Consider the following 26,798-nt stretch of genomic DNA (forward strand, 5'->3'; position numbering starts at 1 on the left):
CGGGCGCGTTGACGTTTCCAGAAACACTGTTACGCAGCGTGAATGTCGAACTCTCTCAAAATTGTCAGCTGGAACATCAATTCGGTCCGCTTGCGCGCGCCGAATGTTGAAGCCTTTGTCGCCGCCGAACAGCCGGACGTGATCTGCCTGCAGGAAACGAAATGCCAGGACGGGGAATTCCCGGAAAAGGCGTTTCGCGAAATGGGCTTGCCGCATCTCGTGCTGAACGGTCAGAAGGGCGGTCATCACGGTGTGGCCATCGCCTCGCGCCTGCCCATCGAGCGCGTTGAGTCCCCCGATCTTTGTCGCCACGGACATTCCCGTGTGATCGCTGCGAAAGTCGCGGGCGTCGAGATTCACAATATCTACTTGCCCGCCGGCGGCGATGAGCCGAACCCGGACGTGAATGACAAGTTCGCCCACAAGCTGGATTTCCTCGAACGCCTCGGGCCCGCCTACAAGAAGCAGGGCAAGACGCCGCGCGTGCTGGTCGGTGACCTCAACGTGGCGCCACATGAAAATGATGTCTGGTCGCACAAGCAATTGCTGAAGATCGTCTCACACACGCCCGGTGAGACCGAACGGCTCGAAGACTCCCGCAACCAGGCTGCGTTTGCGGACATTGCGCGCCTCGCCGTCGAGGACCACCAGAAACTGTATTCCTGGTGGAGCTATCGCGCGAAGGACTGGGCCAAGAGCAATCGCGGGCGCAGGCTCGACCATATCTGGATGAACCCCGCCGCCCTGCCGGATACGAAACTGGACACGTTCAAGATCCATCTCGGCTGGCGCGGCGGCTGGAAACCGTCAGACCACGCGCCGATCAGTGTCGAGATGAAGGTCTAGGGCTGGAGACGGTATCCGCCGGCATCTGTCAGCAACAGGCGGGCATTGGCCGGGTCGGGCTCGACCTTCTGCCGCAGACGATAGATGTGGGTTTCCAGCGTGTGCGTGGTGACCGTGGCATTGTAGCCCCAGACCTCTGACAACAGCTCGTCCCGCGCCACCGGCTTGCCCTGCGCGCGGTAGAGATATTTCAGGATGTTGGTTTCCTTCTCCGTCAGGCGCACCTTGCGACCGTCTTCGGTTACGAGCAGCTTCATCGACGGCCGGAATTCATACGGGCCGACCTGGAAGGTCGCATCCTCGGACTGCTCAAAGCTGCGCAAATGCGCCCGCACCCTGGCCAGCAAGACCGAGAATTTGAACGGCTTGGTCACATAGTCATTCGCGCCGGATTCTAGGCCGAGGATCGTATCGGCGTCGCCATCCTGTCCGGTCAACATGATGATCGGGGCACGGACCCCCTTCTGGCGCATCAGCTTGCAGGCTTCGCGGCCATCCATGTCGGGCATGTCGACATCCAGCAGCACAAGGTCGATCCGTTCGGCCAGCGCTTGGGTGATGCCTTCATTGGCATTTGCCGCCTGCAGGGTCTCGAATCCATCATGCAGGTCGAATTGCTCCGCGAGGGCTTCGCGCAGGTCTGCATCATCATCAACCAGCAGGATCGTCTTCTTACCTGTCACGGGCATCTCCTTGGACATCGGCCATCGCTGTGTATTGCAGCTCGCGCCAGATGCCATAAGACTTTGCCTGACACGCAATCACAAGTTTGGGAGCCTTCCGTGAGCATGAAATTCACTGCGACGCAAACGGGCAAGCTCTCCGGGCCCGGATTTACGGCGCGGTGCGTGCTCGGCAAGGGCGGCGTGGTTTCCGCGTCGCAGAAGCGCGAGGGCGACGGCGCATCGCCGGCCGGCGTTTGGCCCATACGGAATGTCTTCTTCAGGCCCGACCGGCTGGACCCGCCTGCAACCAGCCTGCCACTTGTCCCGCTGAAGCCTTATGATGGCTGGTGCGACGCGCCGGAGCACCCTCTGTACAACCGTCCCGTATCCCTGCCTTTTGCGGCGAGCCATGAGAAATTGTGGCGCGATGACCATGTCTATGACGTGATTGTCGAGCTCGGCTATAATGACGACCCGGCCGAACCGGGCCGTGGCAGTGCGATCTTCATGCATGTGGCCAGGCCGAATTTCGAACCCACGGAAGGCTGCATCGCACTGGAGCGGGAGGATTTGCTGGCCTTGCTCGAAGTGATGCTGCCGGACACCGAGATCGAAATCTCGTTCTAGGCAGTGTAATCGCGCGCCCCGAACAGGGCCGACCCAACCCGCACATGCGTTGCACCGAAGCGGGCGGCGATATCGTAATCTGCACTCATGCCCATGGAAAGTTGCGTGAGACCGAGCCTACGGGCGATCTTGGCGAGCAACGCGAAATGCGGCCCGGCAGGTTCTTCTACGGGCGGGATGCACATCAAGCCGACCACATCGAGCCCCTGGTCGCGGGCGGCGCGGAGAAGCTCCTCGACGCCATCGGGCGCGACACCCGCCTTTTGCGGCTCCTCGCCCGTATTCACTTGGATCATATATTGGCGTTTCTGCCCGGTCTTCTCTTCCGCCTTGGCCAATTCGCGGCAGAGTTTTGGGCGATCAAGCGTTTCAATCACATCGAACAGGCGCACAGCGTCTTCGGACTTGTTCGATTGCAGCGGGCCGATCAGGCGCAGTTCGAGATCCGGGTAATCTGCCCGGCGGTCTGCCCAATGCGCGTAAGCTTCCTGCACGCGGTTCTCGCCAAACACGCGCTGGCCAGCCGCCAGGATCTCCTCCAGCGCGGCGTCCGGCTGCGTCTTGGTCACCGCCACGAGTGTGGGCGGCGTTTTAGAAAGGCCCCCAAGATCGCTCAGGATCTCGGCGCGGCGCTTGGCAATTCCGGGGAAGTCCGTATCAATCATCTTGATGGCGCAGAAACCCCAAGATGAGGCAAGACGCAAGCTGATCTCTGCGGCAAGACGGGCAGGGTGCCATTTGCCGTCCTGGCTGCCGCCGGCCCTCTTCCTGACCGATCCCCAGCGAACCCCTGATCCGTTATCCGTCGCCGAGCACCTGCCGGCCGGGTGGGGCATTATCTATCGTCATTATGGCGCCGCGCACCGTCTATGGCAGGCCCGCCAGCTGTCCGACATTGCGAACCGGCGGGGCCTTGCCCTGCTGATCTCGGCAGATCCTGGTCTCGCCATCAAGGTCGGCGCAGCGGGCGTACACTGGCCGTTCTCACAGAAAGACAAAGCCCGGAAATGGCGGGGACGGTTTGATCTCATGAGTGTGAGTGCGCATGGACGCGAGGAATTGCGCCAGATTGATGCGCACATCTTCGATGCGGCGCTCGTCTCGGCTGTGTTTCCATCGAAGAGCCCATCGGCCGGATCTCCGCTGGGCACTCTCACCTTGCGCAACCTGTCAAAGCATAGCCCCGTGCCCCTCTATGGGCTCGGCGGTGTGAATTCCCACAACGCATCAAGCATCTGCGATGCAGCGGGATTGGCAGCAATAGAAGGAATAAGGGACCCGTTCAGGTCCTAGAATTTGAAAGCGGATTTGAGCCGGATGCCAGCTTCGACTTCGCGGGATTCCCACGTCGATGTGTCATTCAGTTCGTCTGCGCCCACGCTGACTTCACCGCCGACAGAGAAGCGCGGGGTGATGCGGAACGTGGCGCCCGCCTGCATTTCCTCACGCGGAAGCGGAGACAGGTCATTACGGGACACCTTGTCGATGTTCAGCTGCCAGCGTGTGTCGCCGCCAAACTGCATCGAGAATTCCCGGTCTGCCTGGGCCTGCCAAACAGGTTCGGCGCTGGCCGGCTTGGCCTGCGCAAATTGGCGATACCATTCGGACTTGGCCGCAGAGGTTTCGGAAATGCTGGGGGTTGCCATTTCCATGGCAGGTGCAGGTACGTCATCCTGCGCCGCAGCTGGCATGGCCAGCGCGCACAGTGCGATCACGATTGTTGCAAAGCCCAGCTTCATTTTTCTAAGCACCTCTGATTGGGAAAATAGTCAGAGGAGCGGGTAAAGAGAAGATTAAGAATCTGACAGGCCAGCAATTCTAGTCCGATAGTGTGATTTCTATCACAATCCCCTCAGGGGAGTTTTTGCCGGACAAAAGAGCTAACGTGTTTGGCTGAGACAGGTTCAGGCTGTTTTCGGCGTATCCGAGGGTAATTTTTGCATGTTTTGTGACAGCGTGGGAAACGCCAATTTTCCAGGCATCTCCCTCCAATCCCGTCAATTTGTCCTCCGCCCAGCCGTATTCTGCGCCGAGAACATAGTCGCCCAGGGATTTGGTGACGCCCGCCGTCCATGAATCATAGTCACCCTCTCCCTCAATGCCATTGTCGGTGGCCAGCCAGGAGGCGCCGATCGAGATGGTCTCGAATTCGGCTTTTGCCCCGAGTGACCAAGTGGTGACCTGGCCATAAAGCGCGGACGCATAGGGCGGCGCCTCGACCTCCGCCGTGCTGGCCCCCAGCGCGCCGCTAAGCCTTATTCCTTCACTGCGCAGCAGGCGTGAGACATTGACCGCGCCTTCGATCGCATTGACCAGCGTGATCGGCGCGGCGCCCGGCAGGTTGCGATCCGCATCCCGGTCAAGGCCCCGGACATCAGCTTTTGGCGTGAAACTCAGGCCGGCACGAATGCCAATAAGGCGCGGCGTCGTGTAGGTGATCTTTGCGGAGGGTCCGGTCAGATCATGCCGGGTCGTAACCATGTCGATGCCCGTCGGATCGAGGGATTGGCGGCCACTGGCGAGTGTATCGAAGACCGACGGCGCATTTTCCTGAAAGCGGGCAGCCACCCCCAGATCCCGGCCAAGACGCACCTCGCCATAGCCGCCCTCGACATAGGCATAGGCCGTTTCAATTTCGGCGCGGGTGTCGGCTTCTTCCGGCTCAGCCCCGATAGCCAGGCCTGTGAAGGCCCCCTGATACCCAAACCCCGTGCCCTCGGCCGCGGCGGCCAAGCCACTGAACCCTGCACGCTGGGGATGGTCCTTCTGCACTTCGAGCCGGCCGGCAACGCCGATCTCAAGCCCGTTTTCGAGGATGCGATTGGTTGATACGCCAGCCCAGGCACGCGCCAGAACCTGTTCGTCGCCCTCCGGCATGATAGCCATCGTTGTCCCGAAATCTGTCTCGGTCTCCCACGGGTTCCAATCATCTTCCCATTGCGCATGCGCCAGCGGGCTGGCAAGCGCTGCAGCGAAAAGGGTGACTTGCGCGAATTTCATACCGGTCCTCCATGGTTGACGACGCGCAGATCAGCACTGGCGAGCCCGTACACCCCTTGTTATACAAACGGCCGTCAACAAGGTCTTGCACTCAGGAACTTTCTTCATGGTCAAATATGTTTTCTCTGCGGCGATTGCCGGCATGCTGATGGTTTCAGGCTGCCAGTCCAAATCGGGCGGCAACGCCGAAGCCCGTGTCATCCAGCAGAATATCGGTAGCGTGAACCCATATCTCTGGCGTGCATCGCTCGACACGTTCGAAGATCTGCCTGTGGCAACTGCCGATCCGATCGGCGGCCTGATCACGTATGACTGGAAATCGTATGCCGCCGCGCCGAATGAGCGCATCAAGGCAACCGTCTACATTCTCGATACGCGCCTGCGCGCCGATGGCGTGAAGGTCTCCGTGTTCCGTCAGGAAAAGAACGAAGCCGGCGAATGGGCTGATGTGGACGTCGATCCGGAAACCGCGCTCCAGCTCGAGAACAAGATTCTGGATCGGGCGCGTCTGCTGAAGAACTCCCAGCTGGGCTAGGCCCGGCTGAGCGAATTATCCGGAAAGGTCAGGGGCATGGCGACCCGTTACGATCCGCAGATCGCGGAACAGAAATGGCGTGCAGCCTGGGACAAGGCTGCACTCTTCAACGCAAAGTCTCCCGCTGAGGCAGGCGATGCGCCGAAAGCCTACGTGCTGGAGATGTTCCCGTATCCGTCCGGGCGGCTACATATGGGCCATGTGCGCAATTACGCGATGGGCGATGTCGTTGCCCGTCACAAGCGCGCCAAAGGATATAATGTGCTGCACCCGATGGGATGGGATGCGTTCGGCATGCCAGCCGAAAACGCCGCCATGGAGCGCAATGTCCATCCGGGTGAATGGACCTACCAGAACATCGCCTCGATGAAGGCCCAGTTTTCGAAGCTCGGCCTGTCGCTCGACTGGAGCCGGGAATTCGCGACCTGTGACCCGGAATATTATGGTGCGCAGCAGGGCCTGTTCCTGAAATTCCTGGAAAAGGGCCTCGTCTATCGCAAGGCCTCGAAAGTGAATTGGGACCCGGTCGACAATACGGTGCTGGCCAATGAACAGGTCATCGACGGGCGCGGCTGGCGCTCGGGCGCACTGGTGGAACAGCGCGAACTGACCCAATGGTTCTTTCGCATCACTGATTACGCTGAAGACCTGCTGACTGAAGTACAGAAGCTGGAGCGCTGGCCAGAAAAGGTGCGCACCATGCAGGCCAACTGGATTGGCCGGTCGGAAGGCCTGCAGATGCGCTTCGAATTCGACAGCGCCGCGCCCGCAGGTTTCGACACTGGCGTCGAGATTTTCACGACCCGTCCCGATACGCTGTTTGGCGCCAGCTTTATTGCGCTGTCGCCGGACCATCCACTGACCGTTCAGCTGGCCGAACAGTCCGATGAACTGAAAGCCTTCCGCGCGAAATGTGCCCAGATCGGCACCAGTGAAGAAGCTATCGAAAAGGCTGACAAGCTGGGCTTCGATACCGGCTTGACGGTGAAGCATCCTTTTGACGAGTCGAAGATCCTGCCCGTCTGGGTCGCGAACTTCGTCCTGATGGGATACGGCACAGGCGCCATTTTCGGCTGCCCGGCGCACGACCAGCGCGATATCGACTTTGCCCGCAAGTACGGCCTGAGCGTCACGCCGGTTGTTCTGCCACCGGACGCAGACGCCGCCACGTTCGATGTCGAGGACGAGGCCTATACCGGCCCCGGCAGCATCTTCAATTCCGACTTCCTGGACGGGATGGCGATTGATGATGCCAAGCGCGCAGCTATCCAGAAGGTCGAATCCATGGGGCTCGGCCAGGGCAAGGTGAACTACCGCCTGCGGGACTGGGGCGTCTCGCGCCAGCGCTATTGGGGCTGCCCGATCCCGGTCATCCATTGCGACAGCTGTGGCATCGTCCCTGTGCCGGAATCTGATTTGCCGGTGAAGCTGCCGGAAGAAGTGTCCTTCGACCAGCCGGGTAATCCGCTGGAACGCCACCCAAGCTGGAAACATGTCGACTGTCCGACATGCGGCGCGGCGGCGCGACGTGAAACGGATACGCTGGACACCTTCGTCGACAGCTCCTGGTACTATTCCCGCTTCGCCAGTGCAGACGATCTGGAAGAGCGCGCCTACTGGATGCCGGTCGACCAATATGTCGGCGGCGTCGAGCATGCCGTCCTCCACCTGCTCTATGCGCGCTTCATTGCGAAGGCGATGCGCGATGTCGGCCTGCTGGACCTGCCGAGCGGAGAGCCGTTCGCAGGTCTGTTCACGCAAGGCATGGTGACCCACGAGACCTATAAATCAGCGGCCGGAAAATGGCTCCAGCCCTCAGAGATTACACGCGACGGCGATACCTGGATCGAGACTGCTACCGGCGCAATTGCGACGACAGGCCCGATCGAGAAAATGTCGAAGTCGAAGAAGAATACGGTCGATCCGGATGCCATCATCAGCCAGTTTGGCGCAGACGTGGCGCGCTGGTTCGTTCTGTCGGATTCCCCGCCCGAGCGGGATGTCGAGTGGACGCAGTCCGGTGTTGAAGGCGCATCCCGATTTGCCCAGCGCCTGTGGAGCGTGTTCGACGCGCTGCCGGAAAACGCCAGCATCGAACCGGGCGCTGATGCCGACTCGACGGCGCTGCGCAAGACAAGCCACAAGGCCGTCGCCGCCATCGACAAGGCGATTGAGGAATTCCGCTTCAACTCGGCCGTGGCCAGTATCCATGAATGGGTCACCGCCTTGAAAAAAGCAGAATCTGCTGGCGAGGCTGTTCTTGGTGCGCGGATTGAAGGCGCCTCCATGCTGGCCCGCTGCGTGACGCCGTTCATGCCCCATCTGGCAGAAGCCTGCTGGGAGCGGCTCGGCCAGCCCGCGTTCGTCTCGTCTGCGCCGTGGCCGGTGGCAGATCCCGCCCTGCTGGCGGATGATGAGGTCACGATGGCGGTCCAGGTCAATGGCAAGCGGCGCGCTGAAATCACCGTGCCGAAGAGCATGGACAAGGATTCCGTCGAAGCCGTAGCGAAAGCACATGCGGACGTGGCCAGCTTCATCGAAGGCAAGTCCGTGAAGAAAACCATTGTCGTGCCGGGCCGCATCGTGAATATCGTGGTGGCATGAAACAGCTCCTTGCTCTGCTCGCCTTCGCCCTGATTGCCGGATGTGGTTTCAAGCCTGTCTATTCGACGGGCAGCGGTGCGAATTACACCGGCGGCGTCATCGCGGTCGAGCCGATTGATGGACGGTCCGGTTACCTTCTCCGGCGCGCCCTACAGGAAGAACTGGCCATTGGTCTTCCAAATGTGGCTGAACCGGCAACGCTGACCGTCGACCTGACGGAAAATCTCTCCCGGCTTGCATTTCAACAGGATGGGGCCGCCTCACGTTCTAATGTCACAACGTCCGCAAACTATACGTTGGCGCGTGAAAGCACATCCATCCACGGGTCTGCGGTGGGTGAAGTAAGCTTTGCTGTCCCCGACAGTTCCTTCGGAGACATTGCTGCACAGAAAAGCGCATCGGAACGCGCGGTGAAGCTTCTGGCGAAAAACATCGTGGACGATCTCCGGCGCCAACTTTCGGTGCAGTGATGTTGCTCAAGGGCAAACAGGCTGCTGACTTTGCCCGCAAGCCGAAACCTTCGGTATGGGCAGTCCTGGCCTTCGGAGAAGATTCCGGACTGGCTTCAGATGCCGCCCTCTCCCTGATCAAGGCCTGGACACCCAAGGGCACCAGCATGGACGTCACCACGCTTGATGACGATTCCATTCGCAAGGATCCGACTCTCCTGTTCGATGGTCTTGAAGCGGTTTCCCTGTTGGGCGATCCGCGGGTTATTCGCGTCCGGACCAGCGGTGACAAGATCGCCGCCCTGCTGATCGAGGCGATTCAGAAAGGCGACTCACAGGAAGGCTACTATTCCGCGCGGCTGATCATTGAAGCTGGAAGCCTGCAGAAACGCTCGAAGCTCAGAGCCACCGCAGAGTCGGCGCAACTCACCGCATGTCTTCAATTGTTCGCGGATGACGCCGGCGACATTGAGAAGCGTGTGAAGGATGTGCTGAAATCCGAAAGTGTCGAGATCACAGCCGAGGCGCTCGCCCTGTTCGTCGGAGACCTGCCGGGCCACCGCAACCTCGCCAATTCCGAGATCGAAAAACTGGCGCTCTATGCGCGCGGGCTTGGCCGACCTCTGGGTGTGGAAGATGTCCGCGCGCTGTCGGCCACCGATATTGATCACAATCTGTCAGCGGCTATCCGGGCGGCGCTCGACGGAAAACCGGCACTTGTCCATTCCGCGCTCGACCGTCTGGCCGTTGCCGGGACCAGCGGGATTTCCATCCTCCGCTCGCTGCAATTTGAAACGATGCGCATGCTCGATGCACAATCCCGGATCGCCGCAGGACAATCCAATCCCGGCATGAAACTGCGGCCGCCGGTCTGGCAAAGCGAATGGGGCCTGTTCAGCGCGCGGCTCAGGAAATGGCCGACCAAGCGATTGATGCGGGTCATGGAGCGCATCTACGAAGCCGAGCAGCAGGCCAAGTCAGGCTCCGGCAGCGCCGACCCAGTAATACGTGTACTGATGAATGAAATCGCGCGCGCCGCCGAGATGGCAAGCTAGACGCTAGATCTTGCGCTTGGCCGTCAGGCGCCGGCACACATCGTCGAGCTGTTCCAGGTCACGATACTTGATGCGCAATTCGCCGCCATTCTTGCCATGCCGGATATCCACATCGAGCCCGATGGACCGCGACAGGTCGGCTTCCAGCGCTTCCGTGTCGACATCCTTGTCGTCCGGTTTGGGCCGGGCTGCCTTGGTCTCGATCGGCGTGTCTTCGCGGGCAGCCTTGGCATGGGCCTCGACCTCGCGAACCGTCAGGCCCTTCTCGACCGCCAGTTCGACGAGCGCTTCCGGGTCCGGCGCACCGAGGGCGGCGCGTGCATGACCGGCCGTGATATGGCCTGCGCGCACATGCTCGCGCGCGCCTTCCGGCAATTGCAACAGGCGCAGCGTATTGGTGATGTGAACCCGGCTCTTGCCGACGCTGGTGGCGAGACTGTCCTGTGTCCGGCCGAAGCGCTTCATCAGCGCCTCATAGGCTTCGGCTTCTTCAATCGGGTTGAGGTCGGAACGCTGGACATTCTCGATGATGCCGATTTCAAGCAGTTCAAGCTCATCTGTATCCCGCACTACCGCGGGAATACTGGTCAGACCGGCAAGCTTTGCGGCGCGCCAGCGGCGCTCCCCTGCGATGATCTGGTACTTGCCCTTTTCCTTCGGATCAGGACGCACGAGAATTGCCTGGAGGACGCCCTTGGATTTCAGGGAGCCAGCAAGCTCTTCGAGCGCCGCTTCATCAAATGTGCGGCGAGGCTGCTTCGGGTTGCGCCGAATGTCGTCGAGGGCGATCTCGTTCGGACCGCCCGTGCCGCCATCTGTAGTCTTTGCTTCAGGTGTAGAGACAGCTTCGACCTCGCCGATCAGGGCAGACAGGCCGCGTCCAAGGCGGGAGGGTTTGCTCTTTGCGTCGTCACTCATATTGGTCAGGCCGCGCGGGCTTTCTCTCTTTGAAGGACTTCCGAAGCGAGGCGGATATAGGCTTCACTGCCGGGACAGCGATAATCGTACAACAGGGCCGGTTTGCCGAAGGATGGGGCTTCGGACAGGCGGACATTCCGCGGTATGACCGTGTTGTAGACCTTGGCCCCGAAGAAGGCGCGCACTTCGTCGGCGACCTGGTCGGACAGATTGTTCCGACGGTCATACATGGTCAGAACCACGCCCTGGATTTCAAGGTTCGGATTGAGCCCTGAGCGAACCACTTCGACCGTGCGCAGCAACTGGCTCAGGCCTTCCAGCGCCAGGAACTCGCACTGAAGCGGAACCAGAAGCGCATCCGCGGCCGTCATTGCGTTCAATGTGAGCGACGACAAGGATGGCGGGCAATCGATCAGGATGTAGTCATACTTGACCAGTTCACCCTGCGCCGAGCGTTCCACATAGTCCTGCAGGGCATCGCGCAATTTGTAGGAGCGGTGGGCATCATTGGCCAATTCGGTTTCTACACCGGACAGGTTTTCATCACCGGGAACAATATCCAGACGCGGCACGATTGTGGACAGGACGGCCTCTTCAAGCGGAATCCGGTCCACAACGATGTCATAAGATGTCTGGTGCCGGTCCTTGCGCTCAATACCGAGACCCGTGGACGCGTTGCCCTGGGCATCAAAGTCGACAATCAGGACGCGCCGGCCCACGGCGGCCAATGCCGTGCCGAGATTGATGGACGTCGTTGTCTTCCCGACGCCACCTTTCTGGTTCACGACTGCGAAAATTCTAGGTTTACCGCTAACCACGCTTGAGCTCCCTCACGATCAAAATCACGCCTGACCCACCAGTGCGACTTGGAATCGCCTCATAGGCGAAGTTCCATCTTTGTTGGGCGTCCGTCAATTCTTCTTTCCAGCGTTCGCCCTTGAGAAAAACCCCTGTTGCGCCGTTTTCCATCCAGGGCGATGCGTAATCGAGCAATTTCGGAAGCGGCGCAAACGCCCGGGCCGTGACAATATCCGCTCTGGAGGGCGGTGCGTCCTCGATGCGGCCCTGATAGACCGATGCATTCAGCCCTGCCGCTTCGATGGCGGCGCGAAGAAATGCGCATTTCTTCCCAACACTCTCCATCATCGTCACATGACCCTCCGGCCGCGCCGCTGATACGATGAGTCCCGGAAAGCCCGCGCCGGAACCTAAATCCACGCAGCGCGTAGTTTCAGGTATAAATGGGAGAATCTGGAAAGAATCTGCCACATGGCGGGTCCATATCTGGGGCCACTCACGCGGACCGATCAGATTTGATCGTTGTCGCCACGCGTCGAGAGTTAAGATCACGGCGTCCAATCTTTCCGATGTTTCACGTGAAACATCGAATTCGGCCAAAAAGGCCGCGCGGTCTTCGGAATTCATCATGAGAGTTAACCGGCTTTCTTGCGGCGCTTAACATATCCTAAGAGCGCGGTCAGAGCGCCGGGCGTCACGCCTTCAATCCGTCCGGCCTGTCCAAGGGTTGATGGACGGACCGCTACCAGTTTCTGGCGCACTTCATTCGACAAGCCGCCGATCCCGGAATAGTCGAGATCGGATGGGATCATCAGATCCTCATCACGCCGAAGCGCGGCGACATCCGCCGCCTGGCGTTCGAGATATGAGGAATAAAGCGCTTCAATTTCGATCTGGTTCCCGATCTCATCGGATATCTCCAAAACGTCAGGCCAGACAGAGCCGAGCGTTTTCAGATTGATGTCCTTGTAAGAGAGATATTCCCAGGCGGACCTCACGCGGCCATCCTGATTCACCGACCACCCGGCTTGCGCCGCCTTTGCGGGGGACAGGGTCAGTGATGTCAGGAGATCCCGGGCGAACTCGAGCGCCTGGTGTTTCACGTGAAACACGTCTGCCCGGTCAGACCCAACACACCCGGCGGCAATACCCTTTTCGGTCAGGCGCTGGTCGGCATTATCCGCCCGTAGTGCCAATCGGTATTCCGCGCGGGAGGTGAACATCCGATAGGGTTCGGTCACACCGCGCGTGACGAGATCATCGATCAGGACGCCAATATAGGCTTCCGCCCGATCAAAAATGACGGGGTCTTTCCCGGCAGTGGCCCGAGCCGCATTCAATCCAGCGACAAGGCCCTGCGCTCCGGCTTCTTCATAGCCGGTAGTGCCATTGATCTGGCCTGCGAGATAGAGGCCGGGCAGAACCTGGACTTCGAGCGCCGACGACAAGGCACGTGGGTCAACATAATCATATTCAATGGCATAGGCGTGTTGAAGGATCTTGGCGGCCTCAAGACCCGGAATGGTCCGAAGGAAACGTTCCTGTATCTCTTCGGGCAGGGAGGTCGAGATTCCGTTTGGATACACGGTGTGATCGTCCAGGCCTTCCGGTTCCAGGAAGATCTGGTGGCGGTCCTTGTCGGCGAAGCGATGAACCTTGTCTTCAATGGACGGGCAATAACGCGGTCCACGACCAGCAATTGCGCCAGAATAGACGGCAGACTGTTCGATATTCTCCGCTATGATTGCGTGGGTTTCGGGCGTCGTCCATGTAATGCCACACTGTACCTGTGGCACAGTAATCGCGTCCGTTAGATAGGAAAACGGGATCGGCGACTCATCAGCCGGCTGCATTTCCAAACGGTCCCAGGCGATGGTACGGCCATCGAGGCGCGCCGGCGTACCTGTTTTCAGACGCCCCATCGGCAGGCCAAGTCCATAGAGCCGGTCCGACAGGCCAATTGCAGGTGCTTCACCGACCCGGCCGGCAGGGATACGTTTCGCGCCGATATGGATGATGCCTTTCAGGAATGTGCCTGTCGTAATCACGACAGACGGCGCACGATAAATTTCGCCTTTCAGGCCAATCACGCCAGCGACGTGTTCATCTTCCACGATCAGGTCTTCAGCCCCATCCTCAATGATGGTCAGGTTTGGATAGTCGGCCAGTTCCGCCTGCATGGCATCGCGGTAGAGCTTCCGGTCGATCTGGGAGCGCGGCCCCCAGACAGCCGGACCCTTGGACCGGTTCAGCATCCGAAACTGAATGCCCGCCTTGTCCGCAAGACGTCCCATCAATCCGTCGAGCGCATCGATCTCGCGCACCAGATGACCCTTGCCCAGTCCGCCAATGGCGGGATTGCAACTCATCTCGCCAATGGTCGCGCGCTTGTGGGTGACGAGCGCCGTACGCGCACCCGTGCGCGCCGCAGCCGCAGCCGCTTCGCAGCCGGCATGACCGCCGCCCACCACAATTACATCAAACTGGTTCATCTCGCTCATGGCGCTACTTCGGATCCGGGTTTCAGAAAGGCGCTATATAGCGGCTCGACGCCTCAAACCCTAGGGGTCATTTGCCGATGCAGAACTGGGAGAACACCGCACCGAGCACATCTTCCACACCCACCGAGCCCACTACCGCGCCCAGATGCCGGATCGCCAGGCGTACATCTTCAGCGGCAAGCTCCGGGCCGGTACCATGCTCCAGAGCTTCGCGTGCCGCGATGAGACAGGAAAGCCCGTCAACGAGACGTGCCCGGTGACGCGCCCGCGTAATCACGGGAGCTTCAACAGATGCGGCCTTTTTGGAGATGCAATCCGCCAGCGCCTTTTCAAGTTCCGGCACGCCATCGCCGTCTTTTGCGGAGATCTTGTGGTCATATTCGGGGAGCCAGGCTGCCAGATCGGCATCGGCCTTGTTTACCACCACCATATCCGTCGTTTGGCGGAAGGGGGAGGACAACACCCCCAGCTCGGGCGCACTTCCGTCAACCATGAACAGGCGCAAATCCGCCTCGGCGGCGACACGCTCTGCGCGGCGCACGCCTTCAGCTTCGATTTCGTCCTCTGTTTCGCGCAGGCCTGCCGTATCCGACAGCCAGACGATTTGACCGCCCATGACACGGCGCACTTCGATAACGTCGCGGGTTGTGCCGGGGCGGGACGTCACAATGGCAGCATCGCGACCCGCAAGCCGGTTGAGCAGGGTAGATTTGCCGGCATTCGGTGCGCCGATAATCGCAATGCGAAAGCCATCTCGGATCTTCTCTCCGATACCCCGATCGCCAAGTGCTTCCTCGATTTCGTGGATCAGTCGCGTCAGTTTCCGGATGACCGGCGCCGTCGTTTCTTCCGGCGCATCTTCCTCGTCCGGGAAATCCACGACCACTTCGACCAGGGCAAGTATGCCTGTCAGGTCTGCCCGCCACTGGTCATACTGTTCGGTAAGACCGCCCGTTAGCTGGCGCAGGGCCTGCGCTTTCTGGGCATTGGTCTCGGCTTCAATGATGTCGGCGACGCCTTCGGCCTCGGTCAGGTCGATCTTGCCCGCTTCAAAGGCGCGGCGTGTGAATTCGCCCGGCTCCGCGAGGCGCACACCCGGCTCACTCGTCAGTGTACTGATTGCATGAGTAATGACCGCGGGGCCGCCGTGAAGATAAAGCTCCAGCGTGTCTTCGCCCGTATAGGAATGCGGCCCCGGCATGAAGACGGCCAGGCCCTCATCAATGAGGTTGCCGTCTTCATCGCGGAACCTGGTCAGCGTCGCGCGGCGCGGTTCGGGGAGGCCGCAATCGAGCAGGGCGCCTGCCAGTTTCCAGATCCGGTCCCCGGAGAGCCGGATAATGCAGATCGCAGCAGGGGGCTGGCCCGAGGCGAGGGCGCAGATCGTATCGCGCTCGCTCATGGCCAGGCTCGCTCCGCTAGTTCTTCATCGCTTCGAAGAACTCATCATTATTCTTCGTCTGACGCAATTTATCCAACAGGAAGTCGATGGCATCATTCGTGCCCATGGGGCCGAGGATACGGCGCAGGATGTAGATCTTGGACAGCTGATCGGCTGGCGTGATCAGTTCTTCTTTCCGCGTACCGGACTTCATGATGTCGATGGCCGGGAAGGTCCGCTTATCGGCAATCTTGCGATCCAGCACGACTTCGGAGTTACCCGTACCTTTGAATTCCTCGAAGATGACTTCGTCCATGCGGCTGCCGGTATCAATCAGGGCCGTCGCAACAATGGTCAGCGAGCCGCCATTCTCGACGTTCCGCGCGGCGCCGAAAAAACGCTTCGGACGCTGCAGGGCATTGGCATCCACACCCCCGGTCAGCACCTTGCCGGAGCTTGGCACGGTCGTGTTGTAGGCGCGGCCGAGACGCGTGATCGAGTCGAGCAAGATGACCACGTCGCGCTTGTGCTCGACGAGGCGCTTGGCTTTTTCAATTACCATTTCTGCGACCTGGACGTGACGGGTTGCCGGCTCGTCAAAGGTCGAAGCGACAACTTCACCCTTCACGGTGCGGCGCATGTCGGTGACTTCTTCCGGACGTTCATCGATCAGCAGGACGATCAGGTAACATTCCGGATGATTTTCCTCGATGGCCGAGGCGATGTTCTGCAGCAGCACCGTCTTACCTGTCCGCGGCGGCGCAACGATCAGGGCGCGCTGGCCCTTACCAATCGGCGCAACGATGTCAATCACCCGGCCAGAGCGATCCTTGCGGGTCGGATCATTGCTTTCCATGCGCAGGCGCTCTTCAGGATAGAGCGGCGTCAGGTTGTCGAAGTGGACTTTCTTGTTGGCCTTGTCCGGCTCTTCGAAATTGATCCGAGACACGTCTGTCAGCGCAAAGTAGCGCTCACTGTCCTGCGGCGCCACGATCGGCCCTTCGACCGTGTCACCTGTGCGGATATTGCCCTTTTTCAGGACTTCCGGGCTGACATAGATGTCGTCCGGGCCGGGAAGGTAGTTGGATTCCGGCGAGCGCAGGAAGCCAAAGCCGTCGGTCAGGACTTCCAGCACGCCCTGGCCGGTGATTTCCACTTCACTGTCAGCGAGTTCCTTGAGGATGGCGAACAACATGTCCTGCGTCCGCATGGACGAGGCATTCTCGATCTCCAGCTCCTCGGCATAGGCGAGCAGTTCCTCCGGCGACTTCGCCTTGAGATCGCTGAGTTTCACACTGGTGATGTCGTCGAGCATGGAAGAGGCCATGGATGAATTCCGGATAAGGGGCTTCTGTAAGGAATGCAGGAGCCGGATTTTGAAATCGGGGGGTCTTCGCCCGCGCAAGGACTGCGCAGCGGTTTCCGTGCATATGGGGCCAGAAGGCCCAAATCGTCAAGGGGGCGGGCGCTGAGGCGCCTAGAACGGCCGGACGATGACCATGATGACAATCCCAATCAACAGGAGAAACGGCACCTCGTTCAGCATTCGCAGGCGCTTGACCGTGATGCCGTCACCGCCGCGGTCAATCTTCTTGCCAATGCCGATGAAATAGCCATGAAGGCCGGACACGATCAGGACGAGCAACAGTTTCACATGCATCCAGGGCATGCTGAGCAGGGACGGGTTCAGCCACAACATGGTCAGGCCGAAGATCCAGACCAGGACAAGGCTGGGGTTCAGGATAATCTTGCGCAATCTGTTCGAGGCATCCTTCATCGTCTCGAACAAGGGTTCGCCCGGCTTGCTGGAGAGCTGGTGAATCTTGTAGCGCGGATAAACCAGCAAGCCTGCCATCAGCGCGATCACGAACACGACATGTGCGGCTTTCACCCAGAGATATGGCATCAGGCATTTTCCTTGCGAACAGGATTGGCACGCTGGCCCACTTTCGGATGGGACATGCGGTTCGGGCATTTCTTCCAATCGGTCGGACAGAGCCGGGAGCCGGCACAGGACCGGATCGACAGGTCTTCGGAGAGTGTTTGCAGAACCTCGTCGCGCAGCATGGAAATGAATTCCTCATGCACGCCCAGTGCTTCGACCCGCGTATAGCTTGCCGCGCCATGCTGTTCGGCGACCAAGCGATATTCCTCGCCCAGTTCGACCAGGGTTTCGATATGTTCGGAGACAAAGGCGATCGGCGCGATCAGGATGTTCTTTCCATCCTTTGCGGCTGTCTCGACTTCTTCTTCGGTAGGCGGGCCGATCCATTTCAGCGGACCGACACGCGACTGGTAGCATGGCACGATTTCCCAATCGGATGGTACGCGACCAGCAATCATCTCCGCCATGGTCTCGCACTGCCATTGATAAGGGTCCCCATCCTTCACGATCTTTTCGGGCAGGCCGTGCGCAGACAGCAACAGCCGGACATCGCCCGGCTCACCTGCGGCTTTGTAAGCTTTCATGATCTGATCGACATGCGCCGAAATCAGCCCTTCGGCGAATGGGTAGCAACAGATCGTCTTGGCCGGGCCCTTGTAGGCCTTGTTCCAGGCTGTGAGGGACGAACCCGTCGTGGTCGTGGAGAATTGCGGATAGAGCGGCAGCAGGATCACGTCATCTGCGCCCCAGGCTTTCACTTCGGCTGCGGCTTCTTCCGTGAAGGGGTGCCAATAGCGCATGGCGACGAAACAGCGGACCTCGTCCCCCGGCAGCTTTTCCGTCAATGCAGCTGTCAGCGCATCGGCCTGTTTTTCCGTTTCCGGCAGCAGGGGTGAACCGCCGCCGGCATCCATCATGGCGTAGTTCTTGATGACCGACGGGGCGCGGGTTGTGGAGATGAGCCGAGCCAGGAACCAGCGAACGGGCAGGGGCGCCGTAATGATGGCCGGATCCCGGAAAAGATTCTTCAGGAAGGGCTGCACGGTCTTGTCTGAATCCGGTCCTCCCAGATTGAACAGAACAATTGCGATCTTGCGGCCCATGAGTCCTAGCCCTTTCGAATGATTTCCAGCACGCGCTCGACATGCGCGATCGGTGTTTCCGGCCGGATGCCATGTCCGAGATTGAACACGTGCGGCCGACCTTCGTAGGCTGAGATAAGTTCGCGAACCCGGTCGTCGAGTCTCGAACCGCCTTCAATGAGCAGCAGTGGGTCAAGATGTCCCTGCACCGGGAAACCCGCGGGCAGGGCGCTGTTCACGAAGGATGGCACGGCCGCGGTGTCGAGGCCGACAGCTGTGACGCCTGTCTCCTGGACATATTCCGGAAGCATCGCTGCGGCCCCGCGCGGGAACCCGATGATCGGCACGGTGATGCCCATCTCCCGCAGACGCGCAACCAGCTTTTTTGTCGGCGCAATGATAACTTCCCGGAAGATATTGTTCGGAAGGCCCTCGGCCCAGCTGTCAAACAGCATCAGGGCATCTGCACCGGCTTCAACCTGCGCCGCCATATAGTGCGCGGTGGCATCACTGATGAGGTCAAGCACGGCAGCGAGTTCGTCCGGCTTGCCATGAGCCCACCGCCAGGCGAGCGACTTGTCCGTCTTGCCGCGCCCTTCGATGGCATACAGCCCAACCGTCCAGGGCGAGCCGGCAAAGCCGATCAGGGCGGTACTTTCAGAAAGGGATGCTTTCACCCGGGACACGGTTTCATAGACAGGCGACAACCGATCCGCCGCCTTTTGAGGAGGGACAGCAGCCAGATCCGATGATTGCTCGATCTGCTGGACGATGGGGCCAACACCTTTTTCGAACCGCACACCCAGGCCCATCGCATCGAGGATCAGCAGGATGTCGGCAAACAGGATGGCCGCGTCCATGCCATAGCGGCGAACAGGCTGCAGCGTGGCTTCGGCTGCCATGGAAGGCGTGTAGCAGAAATCGAGAAAGTCTTTGGCCCGTCCTCTGAGCTCGAGATATTCCGGGAGGTGTCGACCAGCCTGTCGCATCATCCATACCGGAGGCGGGGAGACCACCTGTCCCTCAAGTACCTGAATCAGCTTAGGCTTGGCGTTCATGCCTCAGGCCCCCTTCCATCCCAAAATCAAACAAAGCCCGTCAGGGCGCTTATAACTATTAGACCGTGTAATTCGTGGAGAAAGGCCACACACAGGAATTGTCCAGCTAAATCCACAGGGGAGTCACAGGGTGTCGCACCCCGGTAAGGTTTCGTTAACTGTCGGTTTTACCGAGGTTAACGAGGGGTTAACACCCCAGCTGGAGTCACAGGTGCGAACGAAAGGGGATTCTACCGGAGTCGAATTCTCGGACTGTGACTCGATTGTGAATCCATTTGGGGGAATTCCTCTATTCACAGAGGAGTCACAGGTCTTGTGTGTTTCGCCAACCTCGGCAACACAGGGGGCATGAACAAGCCACCCGCCCGTCTCAGCATATATTTCAATGTCCACCTGGTATCTGATAGTACCGGTGAGACCCTGAACGCCATCCAGCGCGCGGCCTGCGCCCAGTTCCAGAACGTACAACCGCTGGAGCACAATTACTATCTCGTCCGGTCCGAACGCCAGCTTGAGCGTGTGATGCGCGAGATCGAAGCGGCGCCCGGCGTGGTCTGGTACACGATCTCTGATGAGACGCTGCGGACAAAGCTGGAAGCGTTCTGCCGTGAGCGGGGCGTCTCGACCTTGCCCGTGCTGGATGCGTCCGTGGCCATGCTCGGCCGACATCTGGGAGTATCGGCCAATCGCATCGTCGCCGGTCAGCATGCGCTGGATGATGACTATTTCGAGCGGATGGAAGCGATCAATTTCACGCTGGCCCATGATGATGGCCAGAATGTCGACGGCTTGCGCAATGCCGACGTGATCCTGCTGGGCGTCAGCCGGACCTCGAAGACGCCGACCAGTGTCTATCTTGCAAACCGCAAGGTGAAGGCGGGCAATATTCCGCTCGTGCCCGGCGTGCCGCTGCCCGGCTTTGTGGAAGAGCTTGGCCCGAAAGGCCCCTTGATCGTTGGCTTGAAAATCAGCGCAGAGCGCCTTGTCCAGATCCGGCGGCAGAGACTGATCTCCCTGCAGGAAGACGAGCACACGATCTATGCCGATGAGGCCGCAGTGCGCGATGAAGTCACCCAAGCCAACCGCCTGTTCCAACGCAACAAGTGGAAGACGATTGATGTGTCCCGCCGGTCGGTCGAGGAAACCGCCGCCGCGATCCTGAACCTGCTGAACGAGCGGAACGCCCATCTATGAGCCAGCGCATCATCCTGGCCTCCGGCAGCCAGAGCCGCCGCGCCGTCCTGGCCGCAGCTGGCGTCGAGGCTGAAACCATCAAGCCCCATGTGGACGAGGATGCGGCGAAGGCGTCTTTCCGCGCCAGCGACATGAAAGTGCGCGACCAGGCCATGCAACTTGCGGAGCTGAAATCCGTGAAGATCTCCATGCGCGAGCCGGGGCTGGTGATCGGCTGCGACCAGATGCTGTCGCTCGACGCGGAAGCCTTTGACAAACCAGTCGACCTTGCGGATGCGCGCAATCATCTCGTGAAATTGTCCGGCAAGGCGCATACGCTGGAAACTGCGATTGTCATCAGCGAAGAGGGCAAACCGGTCTGGCGGCATCTGGCTCGGCCGAAACTGACCGTCCGCAAATTGAGCGACCAGTTCATCGACACCTATATCGAGACAGTGGGAGAGCCACTCCTGTCGACGGTTGGCGCTTACCAGCTCGAAGGCTTGGGCGTGCAATTGTTCACACGGATCGAAGGCGACTATTTCTCGATCCTCGGCCTGCCCTTGCTGCCGCTTCTGGATTATCTGCGCACACGCGGAGTTTTGCTGTCATGACCAAGCTTTATGGAGTTGTCGGAGATCCGGTCAGCCATTCCCTGTCGCCGGTGATCCACAATGCCTGGATCCGCGAGCACGGGCTCGATGCGACGTATGAAGCGCTGCACGTGCCGAAAGGCGAGTTCGAATCCGGGCTGTCTTCGCTGCAAGATCGGCAAGCGCTGGGGCTGAACATTACGCTGCCGCACAAGGAAGCCGCCATTCAGCTTGCCGAGAGCGCGAGCGAGGTGGCCCGCAAGATCGGCGCGGCCAATACATTGGTCCGGCTCAAATCCGGTGGCTGGCTCGCGGAGAATACGGACGCGCCCGGCTTCACGGAATCCCTGGCTCAGGCAAATATCGAGATTGCTGACCAGAATGTCTGCCTGCTCGGAGCAGGGGGCGCTGCCCGGGCGGTGGCGCTCGCTCTGTCCGACATGCGGGCAACCCTGACGATCTGCAACCGCACCGAGTCGCGGGCCGAGGAACTGGTGAAGCATCTCAACATCAATGCGGATATTCGGGGCCTCGAACACGCCGAAGCCGAGATGGGCAAGGCGGATGTCGTGATCAACACGCTGAGCCTCGGCCATACGGGCCGGACGCTGGATTTCCCGGAAGGGAAGCTGCGCACCTTCTACGATATTTCCTATGGCAAGCCGGCCAAGGCAATGCTTGAGCAGGCCGAGACGGCTGGCTGGAAACCGCTGGACGGGTTGAGCATGCTGGTTGCGCAGGCCGCATTCAGTTTCGAGCTGTGGTTCGGCATCCTGCCGGACATGGAATCCGCACTGGCCCGGTGTCGAAAACTGGTGGAGGCAACGACATGATCATCCTTGGACTGACCGGATCCATTGGCATGGGAAAGTCTGCCACGGCGAGCCTGTTCCGGGACGAGGGTGTGCCTGTCTATGATGCGGACGCTGCCGTCCATGCGCTCTATGCCAAGGGCGGCGCGGCGGTGGCTCCTGTCGAAGCGGCCTTTCCTGGGGTGACCCTCGACAGTGCGATTGATCGTATGGCGCTGCGGGAACGCGTGCTGGATGACGCCGAAGCCATGCGCCGGTTGGAAGCCATTGTACATCCGCTGGCGGGTGATGCGCAGAAGCAGTTCCGTGACGAAGCGCGTGATGCCGGCGCGCCCTTTGTCCTGCTGGATATTCCGTTGCTCTATGAATCTGGCGGCTATGCCTATTGCGACTATGTCACCGTGGTGACGGCGCCAGCAGATGTGCAGCGCGAGCGCGTGCTGTCCCGGCCGGGCATGACGGAGGAGACGTTCGAATCGATCCTGGCGCGTCAGATGCCGGATGCAGAAAAGCGCGCACGGGCAGATTTCATCATCTCCACAGCACATGGTTTCGAGTTTGCTACCGACTGTGTCCGCGCGATAGTATCGCTGATGAATCGTTTGGTTGAAGAGGCAAATTCATGAGTGAAGACATCCGCGAACTGGCGTTCGATACCGAGACGACAGGCCTCCACCATCTGGAAGGGGACCGGGTGATCGAGATCGGCGCGGTCGAGATGATCAACCACATTCCGACGGGACGCACATTCCGGACGCTGATCAATCCGAAACGCTCGGTGTCCGAGGATACAGTCCGCATTACCGGGATCACGGATGATGATCTGAAAGACGCGCCTTTCTTCGAGCACCCCTCTGTTGTGGACGCGTTCCTCGAGTTCATGGGCGACGCCATTCTGGTGGCGCACAATGCCGGGTTTGACCGGAACTTCCTGAACATGGAGCTGGAGAAATGCGGGCGCGCGCCGATCCCGACCGACCGCTGGGTCGATACGGCGATGATGGCGCGGAAGAAATATCCGGGCGCGCCGGCGAATCTCGACGCGCTCTGCCGCCGGTTTGAAATTTCGCTGGAAAGCCGGACATTCCACGGCGCGCTGCTCGATAGCCAGTTGCTGGCGAGCGTCTATCTCGAATTACTCGGCGGGCGGGCACATGCCTTTACGTTCGAGAGCGAGGAAGAATTGAGCCGGAGTGAGCGGAAACGCTCTGCGCGTCAGCGGCCGGAGCCGCTTCAGTCTTTCATCCTGGAGGAAGAGCGCGCCGCCCATGCTGCCTTTGTGGACAGTCTGGGCGATGACGCGATCTGGAAGAAGGTCGGCTGATCAGGCCTGACCGGTTTCGCCGCCGGACGGCGCAGCGGCGCCGCCTTCAGCTGCTGCGCGCTGGTATTGCGACTGGTAGAGCTGGACGAAGTCGACCGGATCGATCAGCAGCGGCGGGAAGCCGCCTTCGCGCGTAATCTCGGCAATGATACGACGCGCGAACGGGAAGAGTAGGCGCGGGCATTCGATCAGCAGCATCGGTTCCATCTGGCCCTGCTGGGCATTCTGGATCTGGAACAGGCCAGCATAGTCGAGTTCGCAGATGAACAGGACGGTCTGTTCGGCAGTCGCTTTTGCGGACAGTTTCAGGGACACTTCATAGAGGCCATTGCCGTCTGCATGGGGCGTCGCGCCGACATCGATGCCGAGGTCGATATTGGGCTGGGCCTGGACCGGACCGTGGCCAGGATTCTCGAATGACAGATCCTTGATGTACTGTCCGAGGACCCGCATGGCAGGGGCCTGAGGCGGCGTGCCCTGCGGTTGGGGGTTTTGCGGTGCGCTGGCATCTGTCATGCTGAATCCTCCCTGAATCTGAAGCCGCGCGCCTAGCATGTGGCCCCGTCAGGCGCAACGTATCACTGGCATCATGGGGCCGTTCGTCCTATTTAGGTAATTACGTAATGCATCGGAGGAAGTTACGCGTTCATGTTTGATCCTGTGATCCAGGTTGTCATCCTTGCGGCCATCGCCCTGTTTGTCCTGTTCCGCCTCTATACGGTGCTGGGACGCGGCGAGGACAATTCCCCTGTCCAACGTACCGAACCCCAGCCCAAGTCGCGGCCCGTGGATACCGGCGCAAGCGACTTGCCTCTGCCGAATGCCGACAATGAGCGTCCGATCTTTACAGGTCCGGCAGCCGGGGGGCTGGAAGACATCTACAATGCCGACAACAGCTTCAGCGAGGCGAGTTTCATGCGCGGCGCGAAGGCGGCCTATACGATGATCGTCACGGCCTTTGCCGCCGGCGACCGCGCCACGCTGCGCCCGCTGCTGGATGACGACGTCTACGAAGCCTGGGACCAGGCCATTACCGACCGCGAGACGAATGGGACGCCTGCCTTCGACCTGTTGCGCATCCGGCGCGCCGAAATCGAGAGCGCCGAAATGGACGGCAACATGGCCCGCATCTGGGTGCGCTATGAAGCCGAACTCGGCGATGGCGAGACCACGCGCACGGCCCGCGAGCTGTGGGCCTATATGCACGACGTGACCGCAAACGATCCCAACTGGATCCTGGATGACGTGGAAGAGGCCAAATAGGCAGCCTTCCACCGGAAAGCGCGCATCCGGGGCGTGACAGCCCGCCCGAAAGCATTCCATAAATGGCGCCATGCTTCGCCGTCTCCTCCTGCTTGCCAGCGTGCTTGCCCTGGCCTCGTGCCAGTCTGCGCCGCCACCCGCCCCGTCGCCCAAGCCGTCGCCGACACGGCCGGTCGATGTTGCCCCCTTGCCACCTGCAGCGATTGAGCGCCCGGCGAGCTTCCGGGAGCTGCCGGACTGGGACGTGGCGACGATTGAATTGCCGCTCAGCGCGTTCAAGCGGTCGTGCGTGAAACTACAGGACCGGTCGGCGGGCGATTACATGGCCAATGTTGCGCCCTGGGCCGGATATGTTGCCGAATGGCTGCCGGTCTGTGATGCAGTGAACAAGGCCAGGGATGATGAGAGCGCGCGGCGCATTCTGGAATCCCTGTTCACCCCCGTTGAGATCATCGACCCGAACGGCAACAGCCGGTTCACGGGCTATTTCGAACCGCTTTACGAGGCGCGCTACACGCCGACGCCGCCCTTTACCGAGCCTGTGCCTGCGCTGCCGGCTGACCTCGTGCCGAATGGCGCGAGCCCGCAGCAGCGCCTGCGCAATGGCAGCCTGAGGCCGTATCCCTCCCGCGCGGAGATCACGACGTCCGGGGTCAGCGCGATTGCCTATGCTCATCCGGCGGATGTCTTCTTCCTCCAGATCCAGGGCTCGGGCCGCTTGAAATTCCCGGACGGGCGCACTGTGCGCGCCGCTTATGCCGCGCATAATGGCCACCCGTTCCGCTCCACTGCCAACTGGCTGATGGAGACGGGCCGGATCACGGCAGGTGAGGCGAGCATGCAGGGCATTCGCGCCTGGATGGACCGGGCCGGACCGATCGAGACGCGGATGGCGATGAACCAGAATCCGCGCTTCGTGTTTTTCCGCGCGCTGCCGGAAGGCGACCCGATGCTGGGGCCGGAAGGGGCGCAGGCCGTGCCACTGACGCCGCTGTCTTCCATGGCCGTCGACACCAACGTCCACCCGCTGGGTGTGCCGATGTATGTGCAGACGACAGCGCCGGGCCTGGGCGGGGACTGGGCCGGGATGCTGGTGGCGCAGGATACCGGCGGCGCGATCAAGGGCGCGGTGCGCGGCGACCTCTATTTCGGCACCGGGCCGGAGGCGGGCGAGCGGGCCGGCACGATGAATGCGCCCGGCCGGCTATGGGTGTTCCTGCCCAAGGCGGTTGCGGCGCGGATCAACAGCACTGACATGGCGGCGCTTGGGTTCCATGCCGGCACGCCCTAGATTGCGGCCATGACCAAACGTCGCCTGACCCCGGAAGAATCCCGCGCCTGGGCAAGGGTGGCCAGCACGATCAAGCCGATCGGCCCGGCGCAGGACAGCCTCGATGATTTCGAGCGCGCCCTGGAAGCCGGCGAGCCGGTCTCGCCCAACCGATCCCGCAATGCCTCAGCGGCAGGCCTGATCGCCGCCGCCGGGCGGGCCCCGGAAAAACCGAAGGCCACAGCGCGCGCGGCCGACCGCAAAGGCGAGAAACGGGTCAAGCGCGGACGGCTGGAACTGGCCGGGAAGATCGACCTTCACGGCCATACGCAGGCCTCTGCCGACGCGATGCTGAACGCCTTCCTGCAGCGCAGCCGGGCCGAGGGCGCGCGCTGCGTGCTGGTGATTACAGGTAAAGGACGCGGGGGCGAGGGGGTACTTCGGCGGAATTTCCTGGACTGGGTTCAGGGACCTCAGGCGAGCCATCTTGTGTCGGGCTATTCAGAGGCGCACGTGCGTCATGGCGGGGCGGGGGCGTTTTACCTGTTTCTCCGGCGGGCCGGCGCGCCCGGAACTCCTCGGACAGGGCGTTGAGCCTCCGCATGGTTTCCGCCTCTTCCTCTGCCAGCACGTCCGGACTGAGGGCGTGCATGATCTGTATCGGGCCGTAGAGATTCTCCAACGGTCGTTGTTCAAAGGCATCGACTTCTGCGTGCAGATAGTCGTGCTTTTTCGTGATGCGCCGCAGATACTTCACGATGGTCCGGTGACTTTGCAAATGATAGGTCGGCTGGAATTTCCGCCGGAACGTGTTGCGGTGGCGGGCTTTGCGTCGTGACATGGGCATGTCTCCTCTGAGTGGGCTCTCCTCTCAGCACCCGAAGCCGGACTGGCGCTCGCCATCCGGGTATTCCGTATTCCAGCTCCGCGAGGCGAAGCCGAGGCGCGGCAGGCGCCGT

Annotated in this window: 29 protein-coding genes; 15 read left to right on the forward strand and 14 right to left on the reverse strand. The window is 60.7% G+C overall.

All coding sequences use genetic code 11. The annotated features are described in order from the left end of the window. Positions 1–42: 42 nt before the first annotated feature. On the forward strand, positions 43–846 hold the full coding sequence (locus tag V7660_RS00320; protein WP_335601120.1) for an exodeoxyribonuclease III: 804 nt from the start codon (positions 43–45) through the stop codon (positions 844–846). Here V7660_RS00320 and V7660_RS00325 read toward each other — a convergent pair. Then, entirely contained in the window at positions 843–1,529 is a 687-nt protein-coding gene (locus V7660_RS00325; protein ID WP_335601121.1) for a response regulator transcription factor, read from the reverse strand. The two genes, V7660_RS00320 and V7660_RS00325, sit on opposite strands and share 4 nt — an antisense overlap. Positions 1,530–1,634: 105 nt before the next feature. Between V7660_RS00325 and V7660_RS00330 the strand changes: the two genes are divergently transcribed. After that, complete coding sequence (locus V7660_RS00330) at positions 1,635–2,138, forward strand: L,D-transpeptidase family protein (RefSeq protein WP_335601122.1); 504 nt, start codon at positions 1,635–1,637, stop codon at positions 2,136–2,138. Here the strand turns inward: V7660_RS00330 and V7660_RS00335 are convergent. After that, a complete protein-coding gene (locus tag V7660_RS00335; protein ID WP_335601123.1) occupies positions 2,135–2,803 on the reverse strand; it encodes a YggS family pyridoxal phosphate-dependent enzyme in 669 nt (222 codons plus the stop codon). The genes V7660_RS00330 and V7660_RS00335 overlap by 4 nt on opposite strands. Positions 2,804–2,807: 4 nt before the next feature. Between V7660_RS00335 and V7660_RS00340 the strand changes: the two genes are divergently transcribed. Continuing rightward, positions 2,808–3,431, forward strand: a complete 624-nt coding sequence (locus tag V7660_RS00340) for a thiamine phosphate synthase (RefSeq protein WP_335601124.1) — start codon at positions 2,808–2,810, stop codon at positions 3,429–3,431. Here V7660_RS00340 and V7660_RS00345 read toward each other — a convergent pair. Both V7660_RS00345 and V7660_RS00350 read right to left on the reverse strand, forming a co-directional pair. Beyond that, positions 3,428–3,877, reverse strand: a complete 450-nt coding sequence (locus V7660_RS00345; RefSeq protein WP_335601125.1) for an NtrZ family periplasmic regulatory protein — start codon at positions 3,875–3,877, stop codon at positions 3,428–3,430. The two genes, V7660_RS00340 and V7660_RS00345, sit on opposite strands and share 4 nt — an antisense overlap. A gap of 79 nt (positions 3,878–3,956) precedes the next feature. Next, entirely contained in the window at positions 3,957–5,138 is a 1,182-nt protein-coding gene (locus V7660_RS00350) for a porin (protein ID WP_335601126.1), read from the reverse strand. Between the two features lie 106 nt (positions 5,139–5,244). Between V7660_RS00350 and V7660_RS00355 the strand changes: the two genes are divergently transcribed. Genes V7660_RS00355 through holA form a run of 4 tightly spaced genes read left to right on the forward strand, consistent with a single transcriptional unit; the run spans position 5,245 to position 9,781 of the window. Beyond that, the gene (locus V7660_RS00355) at positions 5,245–5,673 is read left to right on the forward strand and encodes a DUF3576 domain-containing protein (RefSeq protein WP_335601127.1); all 429 of its coding nucleotides are present in this window, start codon (positions 5,245–5,247) and stop codon (positions 5,671–5,673) included. Positions 5,674–5,709: 36 nt separating this feature from the next. After that, positions 5,710–8,277: a leucine--tRNA ligase gene (gene leuS, locus V7660_RS00360; protein WP_335601128.1), complete on the forward strand. Its 2,568-nt coding sequence runs from the start codon at positions 5,710–5,712 to the stop codon at positions 8,275–8,277. After that, complete coding sequence (lptE, locus tag V7660_RS00365) at positions 8,274–8,747, forward strand: LPS assembly lipoprotein LptE (protein WP_335601129.1); 474 nt, start codon at positions 8,274–8,276, stop codon at positions 8,745–8,747. Before leuS ends, lptE begins: the two co-directional genes overlap by 4 nt. After that, positions 8,747–9,781: a DNA polymerase III subunit delta gene (gene holA / locus V7660_RS00370; protein ID WP_335601130.1), complete on the forward strand. Its 1,035-nt coding sequence runs from the start codon at positions 8,747–8,749 to the stop codon at positions 9,779–9,781. The genes lptE and holA overlap by 1 nt, the downstream gene beginning before the upstream one ends. Positions 9,782–9,784: 3 nt before the next feature. Here the strand turns inward: holA and V7660_RS00375 are convergent, their stop codons facing one another. From V7660_RS00375 to hemE, 9 genes are all read right to left on the reverse strand, one after another. Then, a complete protein-coding gene (locus tag V7660_RS00375) occupies positions 9,785–10,699 on the reverse strand; it encodes a ParB/RepB/Spo0J family partition protein (RefSeq protein WP_335601131.1) in 915 nt (304 codons plus the stop codon). Between the two features lie 5 nt (positions 10,700–10,704). After that, positions 10,705–11,517, reverse strand: a complete 813-nt coding sequence (locus tag V7660_RS00380; protein WP_335601132.1) for a ParA family protein — start codon at positions 11,515–11,517, stop codon at positions 10,705–10,707. Then, complete coding sequence (gene rsmG / locus V7660_RS00385) at positions 11,510–12,127, reverse strand: 16S rRNA (guanine(527)-N(7))-methyltransferase RsmG (RefSeq protein ID WP_335601133.1); 618 nt, start codon at positions 12,125–12,127, stop codon at positions 11,510–11,512. The genes V7660_RS00380 and rsmG overlap by 8 nt, the downstream gene beginning before the upstream one ends. 5 nt (positions 12,128–12,132) lie before the next feature. After that, on the reverse strand, positions 12,133–13,998 hold the full coding sequence (gene mnmG, locus V7660_RS00390; protein ID WP_442910006.1) for a tRNA uridine-5-carboxymethylaminomethyl(34) synthesis enzyme MnmG: 1,866 nt from the start codon (positions 13,996–13,998) through the stop codon (positions 12,133–12,135). A 67-nt stretch (positions 13,999–14,065) separates the two neighbouring features. Then, positions 14,066–15,400 (reverse strand): tRNA uridine-5-carboxymethylaminomethyl(34) synthesis GTPase MnmE, encoded by a 1,335-nt coding sequence (mnmE, locus tag V7660_RS00395; RefSeq protein WP_335601134.1) that lies wholly within the window; start codon positions 15,398–15,400, stop codon positions 14,066–14,068. A 16-nt stretch (positions 15,401–15,416) separates the two neighbouring features. Beyond that, positions 15,417–16,706 (reverse strand): transcription termination factor Rho, encoded by a 1,290-nt coding sequence (gene rho, locus V7660_RS00400; RefSeq protein WP_348211942.1) that lies wholly within the window; start codon positions 16,704–16,706, stop codon positions 15,417–15,419. Positions 16,707–16,856: 150 nt separating this feature from the next. Next, a complete protein-coding gene (locus V7660_RS00405) occupies positions 16,857–17,285 on the reverse strand; it encodes a CopD family protein (protein ID WP_335601135.1) in 429 nt (142 codons plus the stop codon). Further along, the gene (hemH, locus tag V7660_RS00410; protein WP_335601136.1) at positions 17,285–18,367 is read right to left on the reverse strand and encodes a ferrochelatase; all 1,083 of its coding nucleotides are present in this window, start codon (positions 18,365–18,367) and stop codon (positions 17,285–17,287) included. Before hemH ends, V7660_RS00405 begins: the two co-directional genes overlap by 1 nt. Before the next feature lie 5 nt (positions 18,368–18,372). Continuing rightward, the gene (gene hemE, locus V7660_RS00415; RefSeq protein ID WP_335601137.1) at positions 18,373–19,404 is read right to left on the reverse strand and encodes a uroporphyrinogen decarboxylase; all 1,032 of its coding nucleotides are present in this window, start codon (positions 19,402–19,404) and stop codon (positions 18,373–18,375) included. 348 nt (positions 19,405–19,752) lie between these two features. On the opposite strand from hemE, the gene V7660_RS00420 reads away from it, so the two are divergent. The 5 genes from V7660_RS00420 to dnaQ are packed head-to-tail and all read left to right on the forward strand — an operon-like array spanning position 19,753 to position 23,306. Then, positions 19,753–20,598, forward strand: coding sequence for a pyruvate, water dikinase regulatory protein (locus tag V7660_RS00420; RefSeq protein WP_335601138.1), 846 nt, complete (start codon positions 19,753–19,755; stop codon positions 20,596–20,598). After that, positions 20,595–21,191 (forward strand): Maf family protein, encoded by a 597-nt coding sequence (locus tag V7660_RS00425; protein WP_335601139.1) that lies wholly within the window; start codon positions 20,595–20,597, stop codon positions 21,189–21,191. Before V7660_RS00420 ends, V7660_RS00425 begins: the two co-directional genes overlap by 4 nt. Then, complete coding sequence (gene aroE / locus V7660_RS00430; protein ID WP_335601140.1) at positions 21,188–22,003, forward strand: shikimate dehydrogenase; 816 nt, start codon at positions 21,188–21,190, stop codon at positions 22,001–22,003. The genes V7660_RS00425 and aroE overlap by 4 nt, the downstream gene beginning before the upstream one ends. Next, entirely contained in the window at positions 22,000–22,608 is a 609-nt protein-coding gene (gene coaE, locus V7660_RS00435) for a dephospho-CoA kinase (RefSeq protein WP_335601141.1), read from the forward strand. Before aroE ends, coaE begins: the two co-directional genes overlap by 4 nt. Beyond that, a complete protein-coding gene (gene dnaQ / locus V7660_RS00440; RefSeq protein ID WP_335601142.1) occupies positions 22,605–23,306 on the forward strand; it encodes a DNA polymerase III subunit epsilon in 702 nt (233 codons plus the stop codon). Before coaE ends, dnaQ begins: the two co-directional genes overlap by 4 nt. Here dnaQ and secB read toward each other — a convergent pair whose 3' ends face one another. Next, positions 23,307–23,822, reverse strand: a complete 516-nt coding sequence (secB, locus tag V7660_RS00445) for a protein-export chaperone SecB (protein ID WP_335601143.1) — start codon at positions 23,820–23,822, stop codon at positions 23,307–23,309. A 132-nt stretch (positions 23,823–23,954) separates the two neighbouring features. Here secB and V7660_RS00450 point away from each other — a divergent pair, with 132 nt between their 5' ends. From V7660_RS00450 to V7660_RS00460, 3 genes are all read left to right on the forward strand, one after another. Next, positions 23,955–24,569, forward strand: a complete 615-nt coding sequence (locus tag V7660_RS00450) for a Tim44/TimA family putative adaptor protein (RefSeq protein WP_335601144.1) — start codon at positions 23,955–23,957, stop codon at positions 24,567–24,569. A 70-nt stretch (positions 24,570–24,639) separates the two neighbouring features. Continuing rightward, positions 24,640–25,860, forward strand: a complete 1,221-nt coding sequence (gene mltA, locus V7660_RS00455) for a murein transglycosylase A (protein WP_335601145.1) — start codon at positions 24,640–24,642, stop codon at positions 25,858–25,860. 9 nt (positions 25,861–25,869) lie between these two features. Next, positions 25,870–26,433, forward strand: coding sequence for a Smr/MutS family protein (locus tag V7660_RS00460; protein ID WP_335601146.1), 564 nt, complete (start codon positions 25,870–25,872; stop codon positions 26,431–26,433). Positions 26,434–26,798 lie beyond the last annotated feature (365 nt).

Source organism: Hyphomonas sp., assembly GCF_036964145.1.
Taxonomy (GTDB): Bacteria; Pseudomonadota; Alphaproteobacteria; order Caulobacterales; family Hyphomonadaceae; genus Hyphomonas.